Below are 21,129 nucleotides of genomic sequence, written 5' to 3'. Positions count from 1 at the left end.
AATTCTTCTGCTTCATTCTTCGAAACGAATCGGCTCCCTGCCGCTCGAGTTTGGACCTTCCGATGCGTATCGGCGTTTTGATCGGCGTTTTTACCGTGGCCTGCGGCGGTGCCCATGCGGCAGACGACGCCCTGCCCCGGCTCGGGCGCAGCGGCGATTTCTCACTGGCGCTGCCGACCCTCGATGACGATGGCCCCGCCACCGCCGGCACGACGGCGGGGCAATGGTATTTGCGCACGAACTTCGGCGTGGGCGGGGTGCAGGGGAGCGTCGCAGGCGCCACGCGGGCGAACTCCGGGACCGACACCGCCCGCACGTTCGGCGTGGGCGTCGGCTATCGTTTCCTGCCCTGGCTGCGGGGCGACATCACCGCGGACTACATGTTGGCGCTGACCGCCGACCGGCCGCTGGGCGTGAATTCCCTGCACACCGGCGCGGTGATGGCCAATCTCTATTGGGACATGTTCACCATCGCCAACATCACGCCCTATGTGGGCGGCGGCGTCGGCTTCGGCATGGCGAACGTGCGCTTCAAGCCCTTCTTCGCGCCGGCGGGCTGGGGGCAGACGGACGTCGGCTTCGCCTGGAACGCCACTGCGGGCGTCGCCTGGTCCTTCGCGCAGGACTGGTCACTCGACGTGAGCTACCGCTACGCCGCCATGGGCACGCAGGAGTTCACCACCTACACGGGTGTCCCCTACAGCATCGACGACATGGCGACGCACCAGTTGCGCATCGGCCTGCGGCGCACCTTCAACTGAAGCTCAGATGATCCGTGTGCGCGCGGCCCGTAGCCGCCTGATGTAATCAAGCGCGCTCTGCGGCTCGTAGGGGCGGGCCAGATGGGGGCCCTGGTCACACAGGTTGGCGGCCTCGTCGGCCGACTTCTCGGGCGTGCCGGAGAGGATCACGTCCACCTCCGGATGGGCCTCGCGCATCCAGCGCGCAAAGGCGAACCCGCCGAGGGCACCCGGCGCCTGCGCATCCGTGATCACCGCTTCCAGAGTGAGACCCGCCTCATACATAAAGGCGGCCGCCTCATCCGTGCTGGCCGCCTCGATGACGCGATAGCCGCACGTGCGCAGATATTCCGCCAGAACGTGCCGCACGAGCACGTCGGCGTCGATGACCATGATGCTCGGTTGGCTTTCCGGAATCACGGCTTCATTCATCGGCCACCTCGCGATTCACCCGTTCGAGGATGAGCGCCACGACGGCATTGATGTCGTAGGGCTTGGCGATGAAGGCGGGAAGCGTTCCCGCAATGACCGGATCGAGGTCTCCGGAGGCCACAAAGACAGGAAGCCACGGATATTCGACGGCCAGCCTCATTGCCAAGGCGACACCATCCATCGTGCCCGGCATGCGGACATCGGTCAGCACGGCGTCCACGGCGATATCCGCGGACAGGACCGTCATCGCATCGTCTGCGGAGACGGCTTCGATCACACGCATGCCTGCCTCGCGGAGGGCATCCGCGATCAGCATCCGCAGAAAAGGATCGTCCTCCGCAACGAGCACGGTGCGGGGTCCCCCCGACACCAGAGGACGATGGGCGGCGCTGGCCATCCGACACTCTCACTCAAACCACTCCGGCCTTAACGCGGCCGGAATGGCTTGGTTCCCGCTTGAAGTACAAACCGGTCAGATTGATTGCGCTGACCCGGCGGCTCTATCGAAACGCATAGGCCCCGATCACGGCGGCAAGGCCGATGAGCGGCAGCGGGTTCATGCGCGTGATGATGAGGATCAGGAAGACCCCCGCTGCGATCGCTGCGCTTTCCCAGCCGGTAACGGCGCCCTTGCCGATGGCGATGACGCCGGCGAGCAGCAGGCCGATGGAGACCGGCCCGAGACCCCGCTGGATGGAAGCCCGCCAGGGCCAGCCGGCGAGGCGCACCCACAGGCGACCCACCAGAAGTGTCAGGATGCCGGTCGGCAGGAAGAAGGCCGCGGTCACGAGGATGGCCCCGAGCGGCCCGGCCACCCATTGGCCCACCGCCGCGATCATCATCATGTTCGGCCCCGGCGCCATCTGGCCGATGCTGTAGAGATGAATGAGCTGCGGGAAGGTCAGCCAGTGGTGGACATCCACCGTCAGGTATTTGAGTTCCGGAAAGGCGGCCATGCCGCCGCCCACGGTGAGCAGGGACAGATAGGAGAAGACCGCGACGAGCGGGAGCAATTGGCCCATCACACGCCTCCGTGGTGATCGAGGTCGTGGTGCGGCTTCGGCTTGGGCTTGGTGAAGCGGTCGAACAGATCGCCCCCGTGCGGCGCACCGCCGGGCCGGTACCAGATGATCGCGAGAGCCCCGACCACCGCCAGCACCACGAGCACCGACTGGTGCAGCACCTCGACGCCGATGATGGTGAGGGCGACGAACACCAGATCCGCATAACGCTTCAGCGTCTTGAGGCCGAGCTGGACGGAGACCGCCAGCACCATGCCCACCGCCGCCGCGGAGACGCCGTGCAGCATGGCGTTCACGACGCCGCCCTTGCTCTCGTTGGTGCTGTAGAGAAGCGCGGCGGCGACCATCATGATGCCGCCGGGCAGGCAGATGCCCACCAGCGCGGCGGCGGCCCCCGCCGTGCCCTTCAGCCGGTCGCCCACCAGGATCGCCATGTTGGAGGCATTGAGCCCCGGCAGGCTCTGGCAGATGGACAGGAGTTCGAGGAAGGTCTCGTCATCCACCCAGCGGTGACGACCCACCAGCGCGGAACGCAGATAGGCCACGACACCGCCGCCGAAGCTCGTCGCCCCGATGGAGAGGAAGACGAGAAAGATGGTGAGCACGCTCGGCTGCGGGACGATGGTTTCCTCGCAGGGTGCGCCGTCGGACAGAACGTCACTCATGGGAATGCGGGGGCGCGCCCTTCAGCCGGTACACGGCACCGGTCTTGGTCATGCCGAGGGCCACCCAGTCCTGCGCCGCATGCTGGAGGGCGTTGAAGAAGGCGTTGGAACGCTCGATGGCCTTGGCACTCACGGCGGCGCGGCGCTCCATGCGGGCCTGATAGGAGAACTCGCCCACCAACTGGTGCTGGTCGCCGCGCGTGCGCCAGACGGCCACGTTGCAGGCGGCGAGGACGCCCTTGCCGAAATCGAGCGTACCGAGCTGCTGGAGCACCTCTTCCACCGCCGTGTGGTTCACCAGCGAGATGCGCTCCTTGCTGCCGGCGAAGACCGGCGCCAGCGCGGGGAAGACGCGGGTGAGATAGTCGGAGGAGCTAGGATCCTCCATGAGGTTCACCGGCCGGTACTTGAACTCGACATTGTGCGAGAAGAGGGTGCGGATGCCGCCGATGCGGTCCTTCAGCGGCAGCAGTTCTTCCTTGAACTTGATGCGGTATTCGCCGGGGATCTGCGGACGCACGTCGCACAGCGTCGCCGTCTCAAGGTCGGGATGGCGGAACTTGAACACCATCTCGGGGTCGCCGACGGGGAAGCCATCCTCGTAATTGATCCGGCGCCGCAGGATGAAGGCGTTGTTGTAGAGCTTGAAATCCTTCGTATCGAGGAAGAGCACCTCGCGGATCTGGGGGCGCATGCCCTCCACTTCCGTGCTGTCGAAATCGACTCCCTGCTCCTTGGCGACCTTGCGCACGATCTTGGCGAAGTCGAAGAAATTCTTCACGCTGGTGAAGCGGTTGCCGTTCAGGATGATCTTGGCTTCGATGTAGTGGATCTCATCCAGCGGATGGCCGTCCGCATACAGGCGCGGCGTGGTCTCGGCCTTGGCCTCCGGCCCTGTTTCCCCCATCGCCCCAACTCCTTCACAAGCCTTTGTTGCTAGGTAGATTAGTGCCACTTCCCCCGGCTGGAAAGCGCCCTCTCCTCCGCTATGGAGCGAACGGTGCGCGCGTGAGAATCCGGCCAGCGGCGAGACGCCCCGCTGTACCCGGCCGGCGATCGTGTCACACTCGGATCAAGGCGGTGTGCCATCACCGTGGAGCGCGCACTGCGCTGCTTGCGTGCAAGCGGGGCAGGTCCTGCGTTCTCTATCATGAGAGTTCGAGGGCGATTCTTGAGCCCGGATGGATGCCATCCGGCCGGGCCGTCCTCCAGCGTCCGCAACCGGAGTGTCCCCGATGTCCGACCTCGTCGTTATTGTCTATCCCTCCGAACAGAAGGCCGAAGAGGTCCGTCAGCACCTGATCGCGCTGCAGAAGGAGTATGTGATCGCCCTCGAGGACGCCGTCATCGCGGTCAAGAGCGAGGATGGCCACATCAAGCTGAACCAGCTCGTGAACACCACCGCCGCCGGCGCGCTGGGCGGCAGCTTCTGGGGCCTGCTCGTGGGCACCATCTTCCTGATGCCGGTGGTCGGCGCGGCGATCGGCGCCGCTTCGGGTGCGCTCGCCGGTGCCCTCTCGGACTTCGGCGTCAACGACGCCTTCATGAAGGATCTCGCCGGCTCCATCGCGCCCGGCAATGCCGCCCTCTTCGTCCTCATCAAGTCCATGACCGCGGACAAGGTGCTGGAGGACATCAAGGGCTTCGGCGGCGTGGTGCTGAAGACCTCACTCGACCACAGCAAGGAGCAGGCCCTGCGCAACGCTCTCGCCGGCCTGCCGGCCAATGCGGGCGAAGCCCCGACGCCGCCCGCCGCCTGATACGAAAAGGCCCGCCGTGCGACGCACGGCGGGCCCGACCCTCGAAGGATCCTGAAGTCAGTGGCCGGCGGACTTCGCCCGGGCCATCTGGAGCACCGTCGCGAGAAGGCCGAGCACCGCACCAAGCACGCAGACCGCGCCCCAGCCGCCGAAGGACCAGGCAAGCGTCGCGCCGGCAGAGCCCGAGGCACCGCCGATGAAGATGCTGCCCATGTAAAGCGTGTTGATGCGGCCGCGGGCTTCGGGACGCAGGGCAAAGACGATGTGCTGGTTCGAGATCATCGCCGCCTGCACGCCGAAGTCGAGCAGGATGACGCCGGCGATCAAGCCCGCCAGCGAACCCCACACGCCGAACACCACGAACGACACCAGCGTCACCACCGCGCCGACGAGCACCATGCGGGACGGGCCGTGGCGATCCGCGATGCGCCCGGCCAGCGGCGCCGAGAGGATGCCCACCGCGCCGACGATGCCGAACAGGCCCGCCACGTCGGCGCCGAGGCCGAACGGCGGCGCCTGAAGCCGGAAGGCGAGGATGGTCCAGAAGCCGGTGAAGGTGGCGAACAGCAGCCCCTGCGTCACCGCGGCGATGCGCAGCGCCGGGAACTCCCGCCACAGATGCAGGATGGAGCGCATCAGCGCGCCATAGCCGAGGCCGCTGTCCGGCCGGCTCGCGGGCAGCGTCAGGGCCATCAGGCCGCCGGCCACCAGCGCCATGGGCGCTCCGAGGCCGAACATGTCCCGCCAGCCCCAGTTGGTGGCAACGAAACCGGCCAGCGTCCGGCTGAGCAGGATGCCGGTGAGCAGCCCGGCCATCACCGTGCCGACGGTCGCGCCACGGCGGGCGGGGGCCGCGAGATGAGCGGCGAGCGGGATGATCTGCTGCGCCACCGTGGAGGCCAGCCCCACCAGGAAGGACGCCGCCAGAACGAGCCCGGCCGTAGGTGCCAGAGCCACCATGGCCATGGCGAGCGCCAGCACGCCGAACTGGATGACGATGAGGCGCCGCCGCTCCATCAGGTCACCCAGCGGCACCAGCAGGAACAGCCCCACCGCATAGCCGAGCTGGGTGGCCGTGGGTACGGCGGCGGTCAGCGGGCCCGGCAGGGCCGCTTCCATGAGCGCCAGCATGGGCTGGTTGTAATAGATGTTGGCGACGGCGATGCCGGCTGCGGCCGCCATGGCAAAGGTGGTGCCGCGCCCAAGCCCGGCAGAGGCCGCACCATCCATCGTGGTTCCCATTGTCATGTCTTGATCTCCCGATCCGGCCGGGACGCCCGATGGTGCCCGGCGGCGGGTTCCGGCATCGCGCCGGAATCCAGTCGGAGCGGAAGCTACTCCATAACGCGTTTTGATCCAGTGACTGACTGTGTTACGCGATTATATCAAGGTTTGATACAATGGAATTCATCGCCCTTTCCGTGCTCGCCGAGACGGCCGCCGCCGGCAGCCTTGCCGCCGCGGCCCGGCGTCTGCGCATCTCGCCCATGGCGGCCTCCCGCCACCTCGCGACGCTGGAGCAGGAACTGGGCGTCCGCCTCGTCCACCGCACCACGCGGGCCCTGACGCTGACGGACGAAGGGCAGGTCTTCCTGCCCCATGCGCAGACGCTGCTGGAGGAAAAGGCGGCGGCAATCGCCAGCATCTGCTCGCCCGAGGACAAGGCGACCGGCCTCCTGCGCCTCTCCTGCTCGGCCGCCTTCGCCCGGCGCATCATCAATCCCGTGGTGGCCCATTTCATGGAGGCCAACCCGCAGGTTCGCGTGGATGTGATGATCTCCGACACCGTCGTCGACGTGGTGGCGGAAGGCATCGATCTGGCCATCCGCATTGCGCAGCTCGGCGACAGCACCCTGATCGCCCGCCGCCTTGCCGACAACCCCTGCCTGCTGATCGCCTCCCCCGCCTATCTCGCCCGGCACGGACGGCCGCAGACGATGGCGGACCTCAAGACCCACGAATGCCTCACCACGCCCAACCGCAGCCACTGGACCTTCGCCAGCGAGGGCCGCAGCGTGCGCGTGAAGGCGAGCGGGCGCTACAGTTCGTCCTCGATGGAATCGCTGCACCAGGCCTGCATCGCCGGCCTCGGCATCGCCAACCTCTCCCTCTGGAACGTGCGCGAGGAAATCGCGGATGGGCGTCTGGAGGCGATCCACCTGTCGGACGGCGAGCCGGAAACGCTCGCCATCTGGGCGGTCTACCCCACGCGGCGGCTCGTGCCCGCCAAGGTGCGATTGTTCATCGAGGCGCTCTCGGCGCGGCTGCGGGCCTGAGCGTGGGCGGACGATGGTTGTTCGCTTCCGCCGATTGGCTTAGCCTTTGGCAAAACGAACGTGGGAGGGTCGCATGTGCCACATGTTCGCACATCAGCCCCAGGAAAATTACCAGTCGGTGACGCGCTCCATCCGGATCGGCGGGCACATCACCTCGGTCCGGCTCGAAAATACCTTCTGGACCATCCTGGAGGAGATCGCCGCCAGCGAAGGCAGCAGCGTCGCCAAGTTCATCACCACGCTGCATGACGAGGTGCTGGACTGCCGGGGCGAGGTGCAGAACCTCGCCTCCCTGCTGCGCTGCTCCTGCCTCATCTATATCTCGCGCAAGGCCGGCCAGCCGATCGGCGGACAGCCGCTGATGGCCGCGGAGTAGAGGAAGGCGGGCTTAGATGGCCGGGAGACGCCCGGCCATCCGACTTGGGTCACGGTGTCCACGTCGGCCGTTGCCGCCGGACGTACCCGTCAGATGTCGCGCCGGCGCATCAGTTCGGCCATGTGGTCGGCCTGCCGGATGGCGAGGGCGACGATGGTGAGCGTGGGATTACAGGCCGCGCTGGTGGTGAACTGGCTGCCATCCGACACGAACAAATTCTTGATGTCGTGCGACTGGCCGAACTTGTTGACCACCCCGTCGCGCGGCTTCTCGCTCATGCGGTTGGTGCCGAGGTTGTGCGTGCTGGGATAGGGCGTGGTGGGATAGGTCTGCACCGCCCCCACCGCCTCATAGAGCGCCGCCCCCTGCTGGTAGCCGTGGTTGCGCATGGCCACGTCATTGGAATGGTCGTCATAATGCACGTTGGCCACCGGCAGGCCGAACTTGTCCTTGGCCTCCTTGTCCAGCGTGATGGCGTTCTTCTCCTGCGGCATGTCCTCGCCCACCAGCCACATGCCGGCCATGCGGGGATAATTCTCCATGGCCGAGGTGAAGCTGCGGCCCCACGCGCCGGGGTTCAGGAAGGCGGCCATGAAGGGCAGGCCGAGGGAGAGCGTCTCCATCTCGTAGCCGCCGGCAAAGCCACGGCCGGGATCGTGCCGCGCCTCATCGCGGATGATGCCGGCCATGGTGGTGCCGCGATACATGTGCACCGGCTTCTCGAAGGCGGCATAGACCGAGCCGGTGACGTGGCGCATGTAGTTGCGCCCCACCTGCCCCGAGGAATTGGCAAGGCCGTTCGGGAACAGGCTGGACGCGCTGTTGAGAAGCAGGCGCGGGCTTTCGATGGAATTGCCCGCCACAGCGACCACGCGGGCCTTCTGCCGCTGGGTGGCGCCGGTCTCGTCGAAATAGACCACCGCCGTCACTTTGCCATTGGCGTCGTGCTCGATCTTCGCCACGTGGCAGTTGGGCCGCACTTCCAGATTGCCGGTGGCCTCGCCCTTGGGGATTTCCGTATAGAGCGTGGACCATTTGGCGCCGGACTTGCAGCCCTGGAAGCAGAAACCGATCTGCTGGCAGGAGCCGCGCCCGTCGCGGGGCTGGCTGTTGATGGCCATGCGCCCGGTGGAGAAGTCCTTGTAGCCGATCTTGCGGGCGCCGGCCTCCAGCACCTTCTCGTTGTTGTTGCCGGGCAGGCCGGGGATGTTGTTGGTGCGCGTCACCCCCATCTTGTCTTCGGCCTTGGCGTAATATGGGTCGAGTTCCGCCTTGGTGATCGGCCAGTCAAGGAGGTTGGCGCCCTTGATGCCGCCATAGGCTGAGGCGGCCTTGAACTCGTGCTGCTCGAAGCGCAGCGAGGCGCCCGCCCAATGGACGGTGGAGCCGCCCACGGATTTCACGATCCACGCCGGCAGGTTCGGGAAATCCCGCGCCACCCGCCACGAGCCGGAGGCAACGCGCATGTCGGTCCAGGCGAGCTGGGCGAAGCTCTCCCATTCGTCATTGACGAAATCCTGGATCTCGTTGCGCGCCCCGGCCTCGAGGATCACCACCTTGATGCCCTTCTGGGCGAGTTCATTGCCCAGCGTGCCGCCGCCAGCTCCTGAGCCGACGATCACCACAACGCTGTCATCGTTCCTGTCGAACTGAGCCATGGACGTTCCTCCCGGCTGTTTGGCGTTTCCCTGTCGGTCTTTTCTTTGGTGGCGGCGCCCGTTCGTGGGCGCGCCTCAGCATCAGGCCTTCGGCAGCCAGTCGATGTCGTCGAAGCCGCGATGGATGTAGCCGCCCTTGTCGGCGGAGGCGCCCTCATAGCCGAACTTCGGCCAGATCTCCTTCTGGTTGTAGAGCGACACCACAAGGTCGCCCCGCACCTTCTTGAAGAAGTCCGTGCTCTCGATGCCCTTGAGCAGCGTGACGCGGTCGGCTTCCCAGCCCACGTCCACATAAGGCACGCCATGGGCGGCCTTGGCGGCGGCATCGAGTTTCGCGATGCCGTCCTCCAGCATCGCCTTCACGGCGGGATCGGCCGCCGCCTTCTCTTTCCACGGCTTCACGGCCGTGATGTAATAGATGTCCCCTAGGAAATCGTGGGGGTAGATATCGCGGGCCGCCTTCGCCAGCGTCTTCATGCTGGCCGGCTTCAGCACGCCGCCTTCCGCCCAGGCGTCCGACAGCGTGCCGCCCGCCACCGCGGCGGCGGGCACCGAGATGGCCGCCGCCTTCAGAAGGAAGCGGCGGCTGTAGCGGGTCCGGGGATCGACTTCTCTCATGGCGTTCCTCCCTATCCTGCGGCGGCGCCATCTTGTGCGGCGTCCGCCTTGCACTTGCTTTTGGAACTCAGATGTAGCGCCCGCCCCGCTCGATCACCTCGGTCTTGTAGCCATCGGGATCGGTGATGAAGAAGAAGCGGGCGAGGGTCTTGTCTTCATGCTTGAAATCGCGGATCGGCCCCGGCGCGAGGCCGGCAGCCTCCAGCCGGGCGTGCTCGGCCTCGACAGATGAGACGGTCACCGCCACATGGCCGTAGCCATCGCCCTGCGCATAGGGCTCGGTGCGGTCGTAATTGACGGTAAGCTCCACCTCGAAGGGGCTCTCGTCGCCGCGCAGATAGAGCAGCGCGAATGTTCCGAAATCGAATCGGTCCGCGACCTTCAGGCCGAAAGCGGTCTCGTAGAAGGCGACCGCGCGCGCTTCATCGAGGACGCGCAGCATGACATGAACGGGCTTGGCCATCACTTCAACTCCTTCAGATAGCCGATCAAAGCGGCCCTCAGGTCCGGCTTGGGCTGGCGGTAGGGCATGATCGCGCCGGGAATCACCGCCTGCGGATTGGTGAGCCAGGCATCGAGATGCGCCTCGTCCCAGCTGAAATCCGCCTTGGCGAAGCCCGGCGAATAGCGGAACCCTTCCACCGATCCCGCCTTGCGGCCGAACACCCCGGCCAGCGTGGGCCCCTGCCGGGGCTGGTCCGCCGCATTGGTGGTGTGGCAGGTGCCACACTGGCGTTTGAAGAGCTCCGCCCCGGTGAGGGGCGCCTGCGTCGGCAGCGCCATCTGCGCCAGCGCCGCCGGGGCGCCGAGACCTGCCATCACCACCGCCACCACGGCTCCGGCATGCCATTCACGCCAACCGGACCGCCTTTTCCCATCCCGCATCTCGCTCCCGACTCCGTTTCTGTTTTTCTGGAGCGATTATAGGGAGAGGCCGGCGGGGGCGTGGTAGTAGCGGGCTGTTAGGCACCGCCGGACGGCAGGCCGCGGCTCCTGACCTCAGGCCATCAGACCGCCTTACCATCCGCCGGTTTTTCGGAAGCGCAGTCCCGCCCAAGCTGCTGACGGAACGTGACCTTGCGGAAATTTCATCAAAGGCGGTCTTGTCCGGGAAACGGGCTCCGACCATATTGATGGCGCGTCGGATAGGTTTGGGCTGTGCCCATGCCGCCGATGGAATGAGGAAAGGAACCGACGATGTCCGACTATGATCGCAACGTCGCCGCGCGTTACGGCTCGGTGACGCGCTCGGAGGCCGCGATCGACCAGGGCCTGCGGGCGTACATGCTGCGCGTGTACAACTATATGGCTCTTGGACTTGCCATCACTGGCGCGGCCGCCCTGGGCATTTTCATGCTCTCCGTGACGACCAATCCGGGCGCAGCTGCAGGCCAGGTGGCCGGCGGCATCATGCTGACGCAGTTCGGCTACGCGCTGTTCGTGAGCCCGCTCAAGTGGGTGGTCATGCTGGCGCCGCTCGCCGCTGTGTTCTTCCTGAGCTTCCGCATCCAGTCCATGAGCGTGGGCGCGGCCCAGGCGGTGTTCTGGGGCTATGCGGCGCTGGTGGGTATTTCCCTGTCCAGCATCTTCCTCGTGTACACTCACGAGAGCATCGTGCGGGTGTTCTTCATCACGGCCGCGTCCTTCGGCGCGCTGAGCCTGTGGGGCTACACCACGAAGCGTGATCTGACGGGCATGGGCTCGTTCCTGATCATGGGCCTGTTCGGCATCATCATCGCCTCGCTGGTGAACATCTTCCTCGCGAGCTCGATGCTGCAGTTCATCGTGTCCGTGGTCGGCGTGCTGGTCTTCGCGGGCCTTACCGCCTACGACACCCAGCGCATCAAGGAGATGTACTTCGAGGCGGACGACGACGTCGTCGCCGGCAAGAAGGCCATCATGGGCGCCCTGACCCTCTATCTGGACTTCATCAACCTGTTCATGATGCTGCTCCAGCTCTTCGGCAACCGGAACAACAACTGATCCGGCTTCCGAGCCCAAGCACAGACGGACGGAAGGCCCCGGCATCGCCGGGGCCTTTTCTTTTGAGACGGCTTCAAATGCCGCCGCCGCGGGATTAAAGGGCGTGGACCTGCCCTTCCCTCCTGCCGCGTGCCGCCATGCTTCTCCGTCCTGCCACCCTCGCCGACGTTCCCGCCATCGCCGACATCTATGACGACGCCGTGCGCACCGGCACCGCCTCCTTCGAGCTGGACCCGCCGGGGGTCGGCGAGATGACGCGCCGCTTCGATGCGCTGATGGCCGGCGACTATCCCTATCTGGTGGCGGTAGATACGGACGAGACCCTGCTCGGCTATGCCTATGCCGGCGCGTTCCGGCCGCGCATCGCCTACCGCTTCACGGTCGAGAACTCGATCTATGTGGCGCCCGGCGCCCAGCGGCGCGGCGTCGGCAAGGCGCTCCTCACGGCGCTGGTGAGGGAATGCGAGGCCCGCGGCTTCCGGCAGATGGTGGCGGTGATCGGCGACAGCGCCAATGCCGGCTCCATCGGCGTCCACCGCGCCTGCGGCTTCCGCGATGTGGGCATCATCAAGAGCAGCGGCCTCAAGTTCGGGCGCTGGCTCGACACCGTGCTGATGCAGCGCGATCTCGGGCCCGGCGAGAGCACGATTCCCGAAGCTTGAGCTCCACGACATACCGCCTCCCGTTCCTTTGCCGGCGGGCGGATGCGACCATTCTTTTCCCTTTTCCTTCCCCGGCGGCTCAGCTATCCCGAAGGCGGTAGGTGCGGTTGCGTCACGCGCATACCACGGGATGCGGGGGAGGATCAGGCGGCGGCGAACCTGCGGCGGCAAGCCCGCGGCGGACGCCACCGGCGGGCGACGGCCTCTCTCCTGTCCTTGGGGCTGGGATAAGGGAGGTTTTCCGTCATGTCGTTCAAGACCCTGCGTCTCGCGGCCGCGCTGCAGCTCGGCCTTCTCGTGCTCGCCGGCGCCGCCCACGCCCAGGCTTTCGGCACCCGCCCCACGCCCAATGCCTCGATCCCCGGCGCGACCGCGCCGCGCGGAACGCCCGGCGCCACCCTCGACATCGGCGACCAGCCCGGCCTCGTGCCGCCCGAGGATGACGAGGCCCAGCTCGATCCGGCCTACCGCCGCCAGCCGGTCTATTTCCGCACCACGGAAGCCCCCGGCACCATCATCATCTCCACCTCCGACCGCTTCCTCTATCTGGTGGAAGGCAACAACCGGGCGATGCGTTACGGCATCGGCGTCGGACGCGACGGCTTCCAGTGGCAGGGCCTCGAGAAGATCAGCCGCAAGGCCGAGTGGCCGGACTGGACCCCCCCGGCGGAGATGATCCAGCGCCAGCCCTACCTGCCGCGCTTCATGGCCGGCGGTCCCGGCAATCCCATGGGCGCCCGCGCGCTCTATCTGGGCCAGACCGTCTACCGCATCCACGGCACGAACCAGCCCGAGACCATCGGCTATGCGGTGTCCTCCGGCTGCTTCCGTCTCGTGAACAGCGACATCATCGATCTCTACAGCCGCGTGCCAGTGGGCACGAAGGTCATCATTCGTCAGGCCGTCACGCTTTGAGCGGCCTTCTCTCTCTCCGTTCCGGGAATTGCGTGATGACGCGAGGCCTTTCCATGAAGACCCTTTTCGCGCTCGTAGCCGGCGCCGCCGTGGCGTTCACCGCCCCGGCCGCCATGGCCCAGACCCTCAAGGCGGTGAAGGACCGCGGCACGCTCAACTGCGGCGTCAGCACCGGCATTCCGGGCTTCTCCCAGCAGGTGGACGGCAAGTGGTCGGGCTTCGACGTGGACTTCTGCCGCGCGGTGGCCGCCGCCGTGCTGAACGACCCGGCGAAGGTCAACTTCGTGCCGCTCAATGCCGAGGACCGCTTCACCGCGCTGTCCGGCAGCAAGGTGGACCTGCTCTCGCGCAACACCACCTGGACGCTGGAGCGTGAGGCCAAGCAGAAGTTCCTGTTCGGCGCCGTTACCTATTTCGACGGCCAGGGCTTCCTCGTCCCGGCCGCGCGCAAGATCGAATCGGCCCTCGAGCTCGACGGCTCCAAGGTCTGCGTGCAGGTCGGCACCACCGCCGCCAGCTACGCCGAGGACTACTTCAAGACCAACAACATGAAGCTGGAACTGGTCACCCTGCCGACCGTGCAGGATCTGGTGAAGGCTTATGAGAACGGCACCTGCAACACCATCTCCACGGACGTGTCGGCGCTCTATGCGCTGCGCACCGGCTTTGCCAAGCCCGCCTCCCACATCGTCCTGCCCGACGTCATCACCAAGGAGCCCCTCGGCCCCGTGGTGCGCCAGGGCGACGACGAGTGGTTCAATGTGGTGAAGTGGACCCACTACGTGATGATCAACGGCGAGGAACTGGGCGTCTCCTCCCTCAGCCTCGACGAAGCGCTGAAGTCGCAGAAGCCGGACGTGAAGCGCCTCGTCGGCACGGACGGCGACTTCGGCACCGAACTCGGCCTCACCAAGGATTTCGCGGTGCGCATCATCCGCGCCGTCGGCAATTACGGCGAGGCCTTCGAGCGCAACATCGGCACGGGCTCCAAGCTCGCCATTCCGCGCGGCGTGAACCAGCTCTGGAGCGCCGGCGGCATCCAGTACGCCCCGCCGGTCCGCTGAGGCACGACGCACGCGGGACAAAGGGCCGTTTCCTTCCGGAAGCGGCCCTTTTTGCTGGCGTCACGGCTCAGCTCACGGGTCTGTGACACCGCAATGCAACGCTTTCCCCTAAACGCCCCAGCACTGCGGCCGCTCACGACCGCGTGACCCAACGGCAGCCCCTCCGCTGCCCGGATACGGAAACAGCTTCATGCGCGCCCTGCCTCCGCTTCCGCCCGCCGCCTTCCGCTACAAGGTGGGTGCCGTCACCGTGACCGCCATTCCGGACGGCACACGGTCCTTTCCGCTCGCCGAAGGCTTCGTGCGCAACCAGCCGCTGGAGGCGGTGCAGGCCGCCCTGCGCGCGGCCTTCCTGCCGGAAGACCATCTGACCATCTATTTCAATCCGCTGCTGCTGGAGATCGCCGGCCGCCGGGTGCTGATCGACACCGGCTTCGGCCCGCAGGCGGAGCCTTCCACGGTGGGGCGTCTGCATCACAATCTGGAAGCCATCGGGGTGGGCGCCGCCACCATCGACACGGTGGTGATCTCCCATTTCCACCTCGACCACATCAATGGCCTTGTCGCCCCCGACGGCTCGCCGGCCTTCCCGAATGCCAAGGTGCTGGTGCCCGCGCGGGAGCGCGACTTCTGGCTCAACCCGGCCAATGCCGCCGGCGCGCCGGACAATCTCAAGCCCGCCTTCGCCAATGCCCAGCGCGTGCTGGACGTCGTCGCAGCCCATGTGAGCGAATATGCATGGGACCAGGAGATCCTTCCCGGCCTCACCACCATCGGCACGCCCGGACACACGCCGGGGCACACCTCCTTCATGCTGGATTCGGAAGGCGCGCAGCTCTTCATCCAGTCGGACCTGACGAACACGCCCTATCTGTTCGTTCGCAATCCCGGCTGGCATGCGGCCTTCGACATCGATCCGGAGCTGGCCGAGAAGAACCGCCGTCACTGGCTGGGCCGCGCCGCCGCCGAGCGCCTTCTGGTGGCCGGCTTCCACTATCCCTTCCCGAGTGCCGCCCATCTGGAAGCCCACCACGACGGCTTCCGCTTCCACCCGGTGCCGTGGGTCTCCCTCTGAGGGCCGGGCGCTGACGACGTTCCCGCGCCCTCAGAACGTCTCCGAGGCGATCCAGCCGAGAAAGGCCGTGCTGCCGTCTTCCACCGGCAGCACGAAAACCGCCGGCACCTCGTAAGGGTGATCGGCCCGCACCGCCTCCACCACCTCGGCGGCGCGCTCCTTGGTGGTCTTCAGCAGCAGCACCACCTCCTCCGCCCGCTCCAGCTGGCCCTCCCAGCGGTAGATGGAGACCATGGAGGGCAGGATGTTGCCGCAGGCGGCCAGCCCGGCCTCGACGATACGCCGCGCGGCAGCCTCCGCCAGCGTCAGGCTCGGATAGGTGGCGTAAACGAGACGCATGCTCATACCGGCTCTCCCGTGATTGACCGTGTGTAAGGCGCCGTGCCCCGGTTGCAACAGCCCCCGTGCGAACGGCGCCACCTGGCGATGGCGGCGGCCCGCCGCCTCGACAAGGCGGCTGGTGGCGGATAGACGGAAACTCCGTCTGCCGCTGAGCGGTGTGGGAACCGGGGACGGCGCGCGACCGCGTATCCATATGCGCCGCCTCCCCCGAGTGGCAGCTGAGGCAACTGTCCGGAATGAATGACAGCCCACGGCGCTTCGAGCGCATCGCCTTCATGGCTAGCGGCACGCCCGAGGCCGAGGCCGCGCGCGCGCGGCTCATCCAGCGCTATGGCGACGTGAGCGAAGACGCGGCGGACGTGATCGTCGCTCTCGGCGGCGACGGCCTGATGCTCCAGACCCTGCATCACTTTCGCGACAAGGGCGTGCCCATCTATGGCATGCATCGTGGCTCCGTCGGCTTCCTCATGAACACGTATCGCGAGGACGACCTGCGTGCCCGCCTCGCCAATGCCACCCATGTGGTGATCCATCCGCTGATGATGGAGGCCGTGGATGCGGCCGGCGTGCGCTACAGCGCCCCGGCCATCAACGAGGTGTCGCTGCTGCGCCAGACGTATCAGGCCGCCAAGCTGCGCATCTCCATCGACGGCAAGGTGCGGCTGGAGGAACTCATCTGCGACGGCGTGCTGGTGGCGACCCCCGCCGGCTCCACCGCCTACAACCTCTCCGCCCACGGCCCCATCCTGCCGCTGGGGGCGGCGCTACTGGCGCTCACTCCCATTTCCCCCTTCCGGCCCCGCCGCTGGCGCGGGGCGCTGGTGCCCGACCGGGCCACCATCCAGATCGAGATCCTGGAAGCCGACAAGCGGCCGGTGAGCGCGGTGGCTGATCACAAGGAAGTGCGTGACATCATCGAGGTCACCGCGCGCCTCGACAAGACCTCATCCATGGACATGCTGTTCGACCCCGATCATGGGCTGGACGAACGCATCCTGCGCGAACAGTTCATCTATTAGGCGTATGCCGAGTCCCTCCGAATGATCTTCTCGTCGGTCACGTTCCTCTACTATTTCCTCCCCGCCTTCCTGATCTGCTATTTCGCGGTGCCGGGCGTCCGGGCGAAGAACTTCGTCCTTCTGGCCTTCTCGCTGGTGTTCTACGGCTGGGGCGGCTTCGCCAATGTGGCGGTGCTCGCGGTTTCCATCCTCATGAACTATGCGATGGCCATGGCCATCGGCCGGGGCACGCCGCGCCACCGGCTGCGCATGCTCTCGCTCGCGGTGGCGCTCAATCTCGCCGGCCTCATCGTCTTCAAATATTCCGGCTTCCTCGCCGAGAACATCAACCTGCTGCTGCCGGAAGCCCTGGCCCTGCCGGTGGTGCACCTGCCGCTGCCGCTCGGCATCTCCTTCTTCACCTTCCACGCCATCTCCTACCTCGTGGACGTCTATCGCGGCCGTGTGCGTGCGAACGGGCGGCTGGAGGAGATCGTCATCTACATCACCATGTTCCCGCAGCTGGTCGCGGGTCCGATCGTCCGCTATTCCACCATCTCCCGCCGTATCCACGACCGGCGCACCACCATCGGCCGCGTCTCCGCCGGCCTGCGCATCTTTGTGATCGGCCTGTCCTGGAAGGTGCTCATCGCCGACGAGGTGGCGCCCCTTGCCTCCGTGGTCTTCGACCAGACGAGCCAGCCCGGCTTCATCGCCGCATGGCTCGGCGTGCTCGCCTATGCGCTCCAGATCTATTTCGACTTCGGCGGCTATTCGAACATGGCCATTGGCCTCGCGCTCGCCATGGGGCTGAAGTTCCCGCGCAACTTCCGCACGCCCTATGGCTCGCAGTCGATCACCGATTTCTGGCGGCGCTGGCACATGAGCCTGTCGAGCTGGTTCCGCGACTATGTGTACATCCCGCTTGGCGGCAACCGGCGCGGCCATCTGCACACGGCGCTGAACCTCTGGACCGTCTTCCTGCTCTGCGGCCTCTGGCACGGCGCGAGCTGGACCTTCGTCATCTGGGGCGCCCACCACGGCGCCTTCCTGGTGCTGGAGCGCACCGCCTTCGGCCGCTGGCTGAAGCGGGCGCCGGTGGTGATCGCCCACGCCTATACGCTGCTGGTGGTGCTCACCGGCTGGGTGTGGTTCCGCGCCAATGATCTTGCCAATGCCGCGGACATGTTCGCGGGCCTCGCCGGGCTGAACGGCTTCGAGGCGCCAACAACCGGACTGCTGCAGGCGCTCCAGCCGCTCACCATCGCGATGATGATCCTCGGCTGGCCGCTCGCCATGTTCGGCCTGCCGCGGCCGCCCCGCGGCCTTGCCGCCCATCCCGGCCGCCTGAAGGCCTATGCGCTCGGCGACAGCATCGCCGCGCTGGCGCTCTTCATCTTGTGTGTCATCACCGTGGGCGCTGCGGCCTACAGTCCGTTCCTCTATTTCCGGTTCTGACGATGCCGCTGCTGTTCGCCTATCGCCGCTGGTGGTGTTTCGCCTTTATCGGCCTGCTCCTGCTGCCGACCCTCGGCCTCGTAATGCCGGACCTGAAGGCGCCGATCCGCACGGTGCAGACGGTGCCGCCGGCCTGGTGGATCCAGGCGACCGAGCGGCTCGACCCCTACATCAACAACAATTACGGCTTCCGCGGCCTCTTCATGGGGGCCCATGCGGCCTACAGCAAGTTCATGAAGTCCACCCGCGAGCGGCCGGTGCTGATCGGCCAGAAGGGGCAGATCTTCTATACGGGCGAGAAGGCGCTGGACCAGTCGCTCGGCCGCATCTTCCGCACGGATCAGGTGGAGCGTCTGGTCCGCGTCACGGACCGCATGCGGGATGTGCTGAAGGCGCGCGGCATCACCTTCGCCATGGTTGTTCCGCCAAACGGCCAGAGCGTGATGCCCGACCTCCTGCCCGCCTGGGCACAGACCGAGCAGAAGCGTCCGACCGAATACGACAGCGTGGCCGCCACCCTGCCGGCGCGCGGCACCGCCTTCGCGGACCTGCGGCCGGAACTGACCGCCGCCCGGGAGGAAGGGCCCGTCTACCGGCGGACCGATACGCACTGGAACAATCGCGGCGCCGTCCTCGGCTTCAACGCCGCCATGCGTGCCGCCGGCCGGCCCGAGTTGCAGGTGCCCGAGAGCGAGGCGCTCGGGCCGTTGACGCCCACGGCAACCGGCGACCTCGCCCGGTATCTCGGGGAAACCAGCGAGACGGGCGACCTCGATTACCCACCGAAGGGCCCGATGGTGCAGCCGGCAAATCTGAAGCCCCTGCCAGGCCTAATGCCGGCCACCCGTGGCAACGATCCCTTCGAGGGCTATGCCTATGAGACCGGGCACGCCGGCCCGCGCATTCTGGTGATCGGGGATTCCTTCTCTCAGAGCTTCTGGCCCGGGCTGCTGGCCCGCAATGCCAGCGCCTTCGGCTGGACCCACCACCGCAACTGCCGCTTCGAATGGAGCGTCATCGACCGCTTCAAGCCGGACATCGTCATCTATGCGCCGGTGGAGCGGGCCATCACCTGCCTTGGCAGCCCGGCCGGCCTCGACATGAAGTGAGGCCGGCCGGAGCCGGATCAGAAGCGTGTCACCACCTCGGAGAGGGCGGGACGGGGGCGGTCTTCCAGCGCCTGCGTGGGCGTGCCGATATAGATGAAGCCGGTGATCCGCTCGTGCTCGGCAAGGCCGAGCGCCGCGCGGGCCTTCGGCTCATAGGTCGGCCATTCGGTGATCCAGGTGGCGCCGTAGCCGAGCGCAAGCGTCGCCAGCAGCAGGTTTTGCGCCGCCGCGGCGGACGAAAGCAGCTGCTCCCATTCGGGGATCTTTACGTGCGGCTGGGCGCTGGAGACCACGGCCACCACCAGAGGCACCCGGGCAAAGCGCCCCTTCTCATCCTCAAGCCGCTTCTCGGTCGCGTCCGGATTGAGTTCGGCGAACACCTTGGCCAGGGCTTCGCCGGCCCGCAGGCGTCCCTCGCCCTCGAACACGATGAAGCGCCAGGGCGCGAGCTTGCCATGGTCCGGCACGCGGGCGGCGATGGAGAGGATGGTATCCAGTTCCTCCGGCTTGGGCGCCGGCCCGGTCAGGTCCACAATGCGGGAGGAGCGGCGGGTGCGCAGGAGATCGAGCGCGTCAGGCATGGCAAAGCCCTGTGTGCAAGCGCCCGACGCGGCATCGGGTCGCCATGGGTCACGCCCCGGAGGAGCGATGCGGGAGGATCCGCCGGACGGCGGGCTGGGCTTGAGCTTTATCACAGCGGCGCGCGGCACCGGAAGCAGCCGGCCTCGCCCCCACGTGACGGAACATGACTTGAAAGCGCCGGGATTTCGGGGCACCTGAGCGGAATGCTCCGCCCGTCTCCCGCGTCGCTCACCGACCGTTTGCGCCACTTCGCACGCCTCGCCCTCGCGCTGGCGGCTTTGATGGCTGCGCCGGTGCTGGCCCGCGCGCAGGACCTGCCGCGCCCGCCCGGCAATATCGGCGGCCCCGGCCTGTCCGCTCCCATGCCTATCGGGCCGGCCCCGCAAGGGGGACCACCGCCGGGCGGCGCCCTGCCCTTCGTGGGCGCCACGGCACCACCCACGGGCAGCTTCTCCGGCCCCGGCCCGGCCCCGGCGCAGCAGGGCGGCGGCAGCCGCAATGCCGTCGCTGCCCCGTCCCGCGAGCCGCACGCCATCCTGCCGCAGGCCCCGGCCGGCAAGGTGACGCTGGGCGTCTTCGCCCGCTTCGGCGCCGACGGGGCGACGGTTCCGCGCGCCGTCATGTGGCGCGTCTTCGCCGACACGCCGGAAGCCTCCGGCGCCTTCCCTCTGGTGGCGGAGAGCACGGAGGCGACCCCGGTCTTCTTCCTCTCCCCCGGCGGCTACATCGTCCACCTCACGTACGGCTATGCGACGCAGGCCCAGCGGGTGGTTCTCGGTGCAACGTCCCGTCGCGAAGCCTTCATCCTGCCCGCCGGGGGACTTCGGCTCCAGGCCGACGTGGACAACAAGGCCATCACCAATTCCAAGGTGTCCTTCGACATCTATGAGGGCTCGTTCCTCCAGGGTCGCACCTCGAGCCAGCCGCTCTATCGCGGCGCTTTGCCCAACGAGGTGGTGCTGCTGCCCGAGGGCACCTATCACGTGGTCTCCACCTATGGAGATGCCAACGCCGTGGTGCGCGCGGACGTGACCGTGCAGGCAGGCAAGCTCACCGATGCCATGGTTCACCACCGCGCGGCGCAGATCACGCTCAAGCTGGTGAAGGAAGCCGGCGGCGAGGCGCTGGCGGACACGCAATGGTCGGTCATCACGCCCGGCGGCGACACCATCAAGGAATCCATCGGCGCCTTCCCGACGGTGGTGCTCACGGAAGGGGAGTATGTGGCCATCGCCCGCAATGACGGGCGCGTGGTGAGCCGCGACTTCAAGGTGGAACTGGGCAAGGACAAGGACGTGGAAGTCCTCGCCAGCGGTGCCCGCGCCACAACCACGCGTCCCCTCACCCGCTGACCCTCGAAGCACAAACGCCACCGCACGAGCATGCGGTGGCGT

At 67.0% G+C, this 21,129-nt stretch carries 25 protein-coding genes; 13 read left to right on the top strand and 12 right to left on the bottom strand.

What is annotated here, in order from left to right:
* The first annotated feature begins 62 nt into the window (after nucleotides 1-62).
* A complete protein-coding gene (locus tag AZC_RS04985) occupies nucleotides 63-761 on the top strand; it encodes an outer membrane protein (RefSeq protein ID WP_043878914.1) in 699 nt (232 codons plus the stop codon).
* A 3-nt stretch (nucleotides 762-764) separates the two neighbouring features.
* On the opposite strand, the gene AZC_RS04980 is transcribed toward AZC_RS04985, so the two are convergent.
* From AZC_RS04980 to AZC_RS04960, 5 genes are all read right to left on the bottom strand, one after another.
* Complete coding sequence (locus AZC_RS04980; protein WP_043878913.1) at nucleotides 765-1,172, bottom strand: response regulator; 408 nt, start codon at nucleotides 1,170-1,172, stop codon at nucleotides 765-767.
* Nucleotides 1,165-1,569, bottom strand: coding sequence for a response regulator (locus AZC_RS04975; RefSeq protein WP_012169502.1), 405 nt, complete (start codon nucleotides 1,567-1,569; stop codon nucleotides 1,165-1,167). The genes AZC_RS04980 and AZC_RS04975 overlap by 8 nt, the downstream gene beginning before the upstream one ends.
* Before the next feature lie 103 nt (nucleotides 1,570-1,672).
* A complete protein-coding gene (locus AZC_RS04970; RefSeq protein ID WP_043878912.1) occupies nucleotides 1,673-2,194 on the bottom strand; it encodes a chromate transporter in 522 nt (173 codons plus the stop codon).
* On the bottom strand, nucleotides 2,194-2,859 hold the full coding sequence (locus tag AZC_RS04965; RefSeq protein WP_070096997.1) for a chromate transporter: 666 nt from the start codon (nucleotides 2,857-2,859) through the stop codon (nucleotides 2,194-2,196). The genes AZC_RS04970 and AZC_RS04965 overlap by 1 nt, the downstream gene beginning before the upstream one ends.
* Nucleotides 2,852-3,766, bottom strand: coding sequence for a hypothetical protein (locus tag AZC_RS04960; protein WP_052285859.1), 915 nt, complete (start codon nucleotides 3,764-3,766; stop codon nucleotides 2,852-2,854). The genes AZC_RS04965 and AZC_RS04960 overlap by 8 nt, the downstream gene beginning before the upstream one ends.
* A 328-nt stretch (nucleotides 3,767-4,094) precedes the next feature.
* On the opposite strand from AZC_RS04960, the gene AZC_RS04955 reads away from it, so the two are divergent.
* Nucleotides 4,095-4,619, top strand: a complete 525-nt coding sequence (locus tag AZC_RS04955) for a DUF1269 domain-containing protein (RefSeq protein WP_012169498.1) — start codon at nucleotides 4,095-4,097, stop codon at nucleotides 4,617-4,619.
* A 57-nt stretch (nucleotides 4,620-4,676) separates the two neighbouring features.
* On the opposite strand, the gene AZC_RS04950 is transcribed toward AZC_RS04955, so the two are convergent.
* Nucleotides 4,677-5,867 (bottom strand): MFS transporter, encoded by a 1,191-nt coding sequence (locus tag AZC_RS04950; protein ID WP_012169497.1) that lies wholly within the window; start codon nucleotides 5,865-5,867, stop codon nucleotides 4,677-4,679.
* Between the two features lie 152 nt (nucleotides 5,868-6,019).
* Between AZC_RS04950 and AZC_RS04945 the strand changes: the two genes are divergently transcribed.
* Both AZC_RS04945 and AZC_RS04940 read left to right on the top strand, forming a co-directional pair.
* Nucleotides 6,020-6,895 (top strand): LysR family transcriptional regulator, encoded by an 876-nt coding sequence (locus tag AZC_RS04945; RefSeq protein ID WP_043878911.1) that lies wholly within the window; start codon nucleotides 6,020-6,022, stop codon nucleotides 6,893-6,895.
* A gap of 73 nt (nucleotides 6,896-6,968) precedes the next feature.
* Nucleotides 6,969-7,271, top strand: coding sequence for a ribbon-helix-helix domain-containing protein (locus AZC_RS04940; RefSeq protein ID WP_012169495.1), 303 nt, complete (start codon nucleotides 6,969-6,971; stop codon nucleotides 7,269-7,271).
* Nucleotides 7,272-7,360: 89 nt separating this feature from the next.
* Here AZC_RS04940 and AZC_RS04935 read toward each other — a convergent pair whose 3' ends face one another.
* The 4 genes from AZC_RS04935 to AZC_RS04920 form a co-directional block, all read right to left on the bottom strand.
* Nucleotides 7,361-8,929 carry a GMC family oxidoreductase gene (locus AZC_RS04935; RefSeq protein WP_012169494.1) on the bottom strand — a complete coding sequence of 523 codons (1,569 nt, stop codon included), beginning with the start codon at nucleotides 8,927-8,929 and terminating at the stop codon, nucleotides 7,361-7,363.
* A gap of 81 nt (nucleotides 8,930-9,010) precedes the next feature.
* Nucleotides 9,011-9,547 (bottom strand): hypothetical protein, encoded by a 537-nt coding sequence (locus tag AZC_RS04930; protein ID WP_012169493.1) that lies wholly within the window; start codon nucleotides 9,545-9,547, stop codon nucleotides 9,011-9,013.
* 67 nt (nucleotides 9,548-9,614) lie between these two features.
* Nucleotides 9,615-10,010 carry a VOC family protein gene (locus AZC_RS04925; RefSeq protein ID WP_012169492.1) on the bottom strand — a complete coding sequence of 132 codons (396 nt, stop codon included), beginning with the start codon at nucleotides 10,008-10,010 and terminating at the stop codon, nucleotides 9,615-9,617.
* Entirely contained in the window at nucleotides 10,010-10,330 is a 321-nt protein-coding gene (locus tag AZC_RS04920; RefSeq protein ID WP_043880023.1) for a c-type cytochrome, read from the bottom strand. Before AZC_RS04920 ends, AZC_RS04925 begins: the two co-directional genes overlap by 1 nt.
* 414 nt (nucleotides 10,331-10,744) lie before the next feature.
* Here AZC_RS04920 and AZC_RS04915 point away from each other — a divergent pair, with 414 nt between their 5' ends.
* The 5 genes from AZC_RS04915 to AZC_RS04895 all read left to right on the top strand — a co-directional run bounded on the left by AZC_RS04915 (nucleotide 10,745) and on the right by AZC_RS04895 (nucleotide 15,246).
* Nucleotides 10,745-11,530, top strand: coding sequence for a Bax inhibitor-1/YccA family protein (locus AZC_RS04915; protein WP_012169490.1), 786 nt, complete (start codon nucleotides 10,745-10,747; stop codon nucleotides 11,528-11,530).
* 137 nt (nucleotides 11,531-11,667) lie between these two features.
* Nucleotides 11,668-12,192: a GNAT family N-acetyltransferase gene (locus tag AZC_RS04910; protein ID WP_012169489.1), complete on the top strand. Its 525-nt coding sequence runs from the start codon at nucleotides 11,668-11,670 to the stop codon at nucleotides 12,190-12,192.
* Nucleotides 12,193-12,438: 246 nt separating this feature from the next.
* Nucleotides 12,439-13,107 (top strand): L,D-transpeptidase, encoded by a 669-nt coding sequence (locus tag AZC_RS04905; protein WP_012169488.1) that lies wholly within the window; start codon nucleotides 12,439-12,441, stop codon nucleotides 13,105-13,107.
* A gap of 53 nt (nucleotides 13,108-13,160) precedes the next feature.
* Nucleotides 13,161-14,171 (top strand): amino acid ABC transporter substrate-binding protein, encoded by a 1,011-nt coding sequence (locus AZC_RS04900; RefSeq protein WP_012169487.1) that lies wholly within the window; start codon nucleotides 13,161-13,163, stop codon nucleotides 14,169-14,171.
* A gap of 190 nt (nucleotides 14,172-14,361) precedes the next feature.
* Entirely contained in the window at nucleotides 14,362-15,246 is an 885-nt protein-coding gene (locus AZC_RS04895; RefSeq protein WP_012169486.1) for an MBL fold metallo-hydrolase, read from the top strand.
* Between the two features lie 30 nt (nucleotides 15,247-15,276).
* On the opposite strand, the gene cutA is transcribed toward AZC_RS04895, so the two are convergent.
* Nucleotides 15,277-15,591, bottom strand: coding sequence for a divalent-cation tolerance protein CutA (gene cutA / locus AZC_RS04890; RefSeq protein WP_012169485.1), 315 nt, complete (start codon nucleotides 15,589-15,591; stop codon nucleotides 15,277-15,279).
* A gap of 233 nt (nucleotides 15,592-15,824) precedes the next feature.
* On the opposite strand from cutA, the gene AZC_RS04885 reads away from it, so the two are divergent.
* The 3 genes from AZC_RS04885 to AZC_RS04875 are packed head-to-tail and all read left to right on the top strand — an operon-like array spanning nucleotide 15,825 to nucleotide 19,153.
* Complete coding sequence (locus AZC_RS04885) at nucleotides 15,825-16,607, top strand: NAD kinase (RefSeq protein WP_012169484.1); 783 nt, start codon at nucleotides 15,825-15,827, stop codon at nucleotides 16,605-16,607.
* A gap of 21 nt (nucleotides 16,608-16,628) precedes the next feature.
* Nucleotides 16,629-18,044, top strand: a complete 1,416-nt coding sequence (locus tag AZC_RS04880; RefSeq protein ID WP_012169483.1) for an MBOAT family O-acyltransferase — start codon at nucleotides 16,629-16,631, stop codon at nucleotides 18,042-18,044.
* Between the two features lie 2 nt (nucleotides 18,045-18,046).
* Nucleotides 18,047-19,153, top strand: coding sequence for an alginate O-acetyltransferase AlgX-related protein (locus AZC_RS04875; RefSeq protein WP_012169482.1), 1,107 nt, complete (start codon nucleotides 18,047-18,049; stop codon nucleotides 19,151-19,153).
* Nucleotides 19,154-19,170: 17 nt separating this feature from the next.
* Here the strand turns inward: AZC_RS04875 and AZC_RS04870 are convergent, their stop codons facing one another.
* Nucleotides 19,171-19,734 (bottom strand): nitroreductase family protein, encoded by a 564-nt coding sequence (locus tag AZC_RS04870; RefSeq protein WP_012169481.1) that lies wholly within the window; start codon nucleotides 19,732-19,734, stop codon nucleotides 19,171-19,173.
* Nucleotides 19,735-19,938: 204 nt separating this feature from the next.
* Here AZC_RS04870 and AZC_RS04865 point away from each other — a divergent pair, with 204 nt between their 5' ends.
* Entirely contained in the window at nucleotides 19,939-21,087 is a 1,149-nt protein-coding gene (locus AZC_RS04865) for a hypothetical protein (protein ID WP_012169480.1), read from the top strand.
* The last annotated feature ends 42 nt before the right edge of the window (nucleotides 21,088-21,129 follow it).

The sequence above is a fragment of the Azorhizobium caulinodans ORS 571 genome (assembly GCF_000010525.1).
In the GTDB taxonomy this organism is placed as follows: Bacteria; Pseudomonadota; Alphaproteobacteria; order Rhizobiales; family Xanthobacteraceae; genus Azorhizobium; species Azorhizobium caulinodans.
This window is presented reverse-complemented; position numbering and strand designations above follow the sequence as displayed.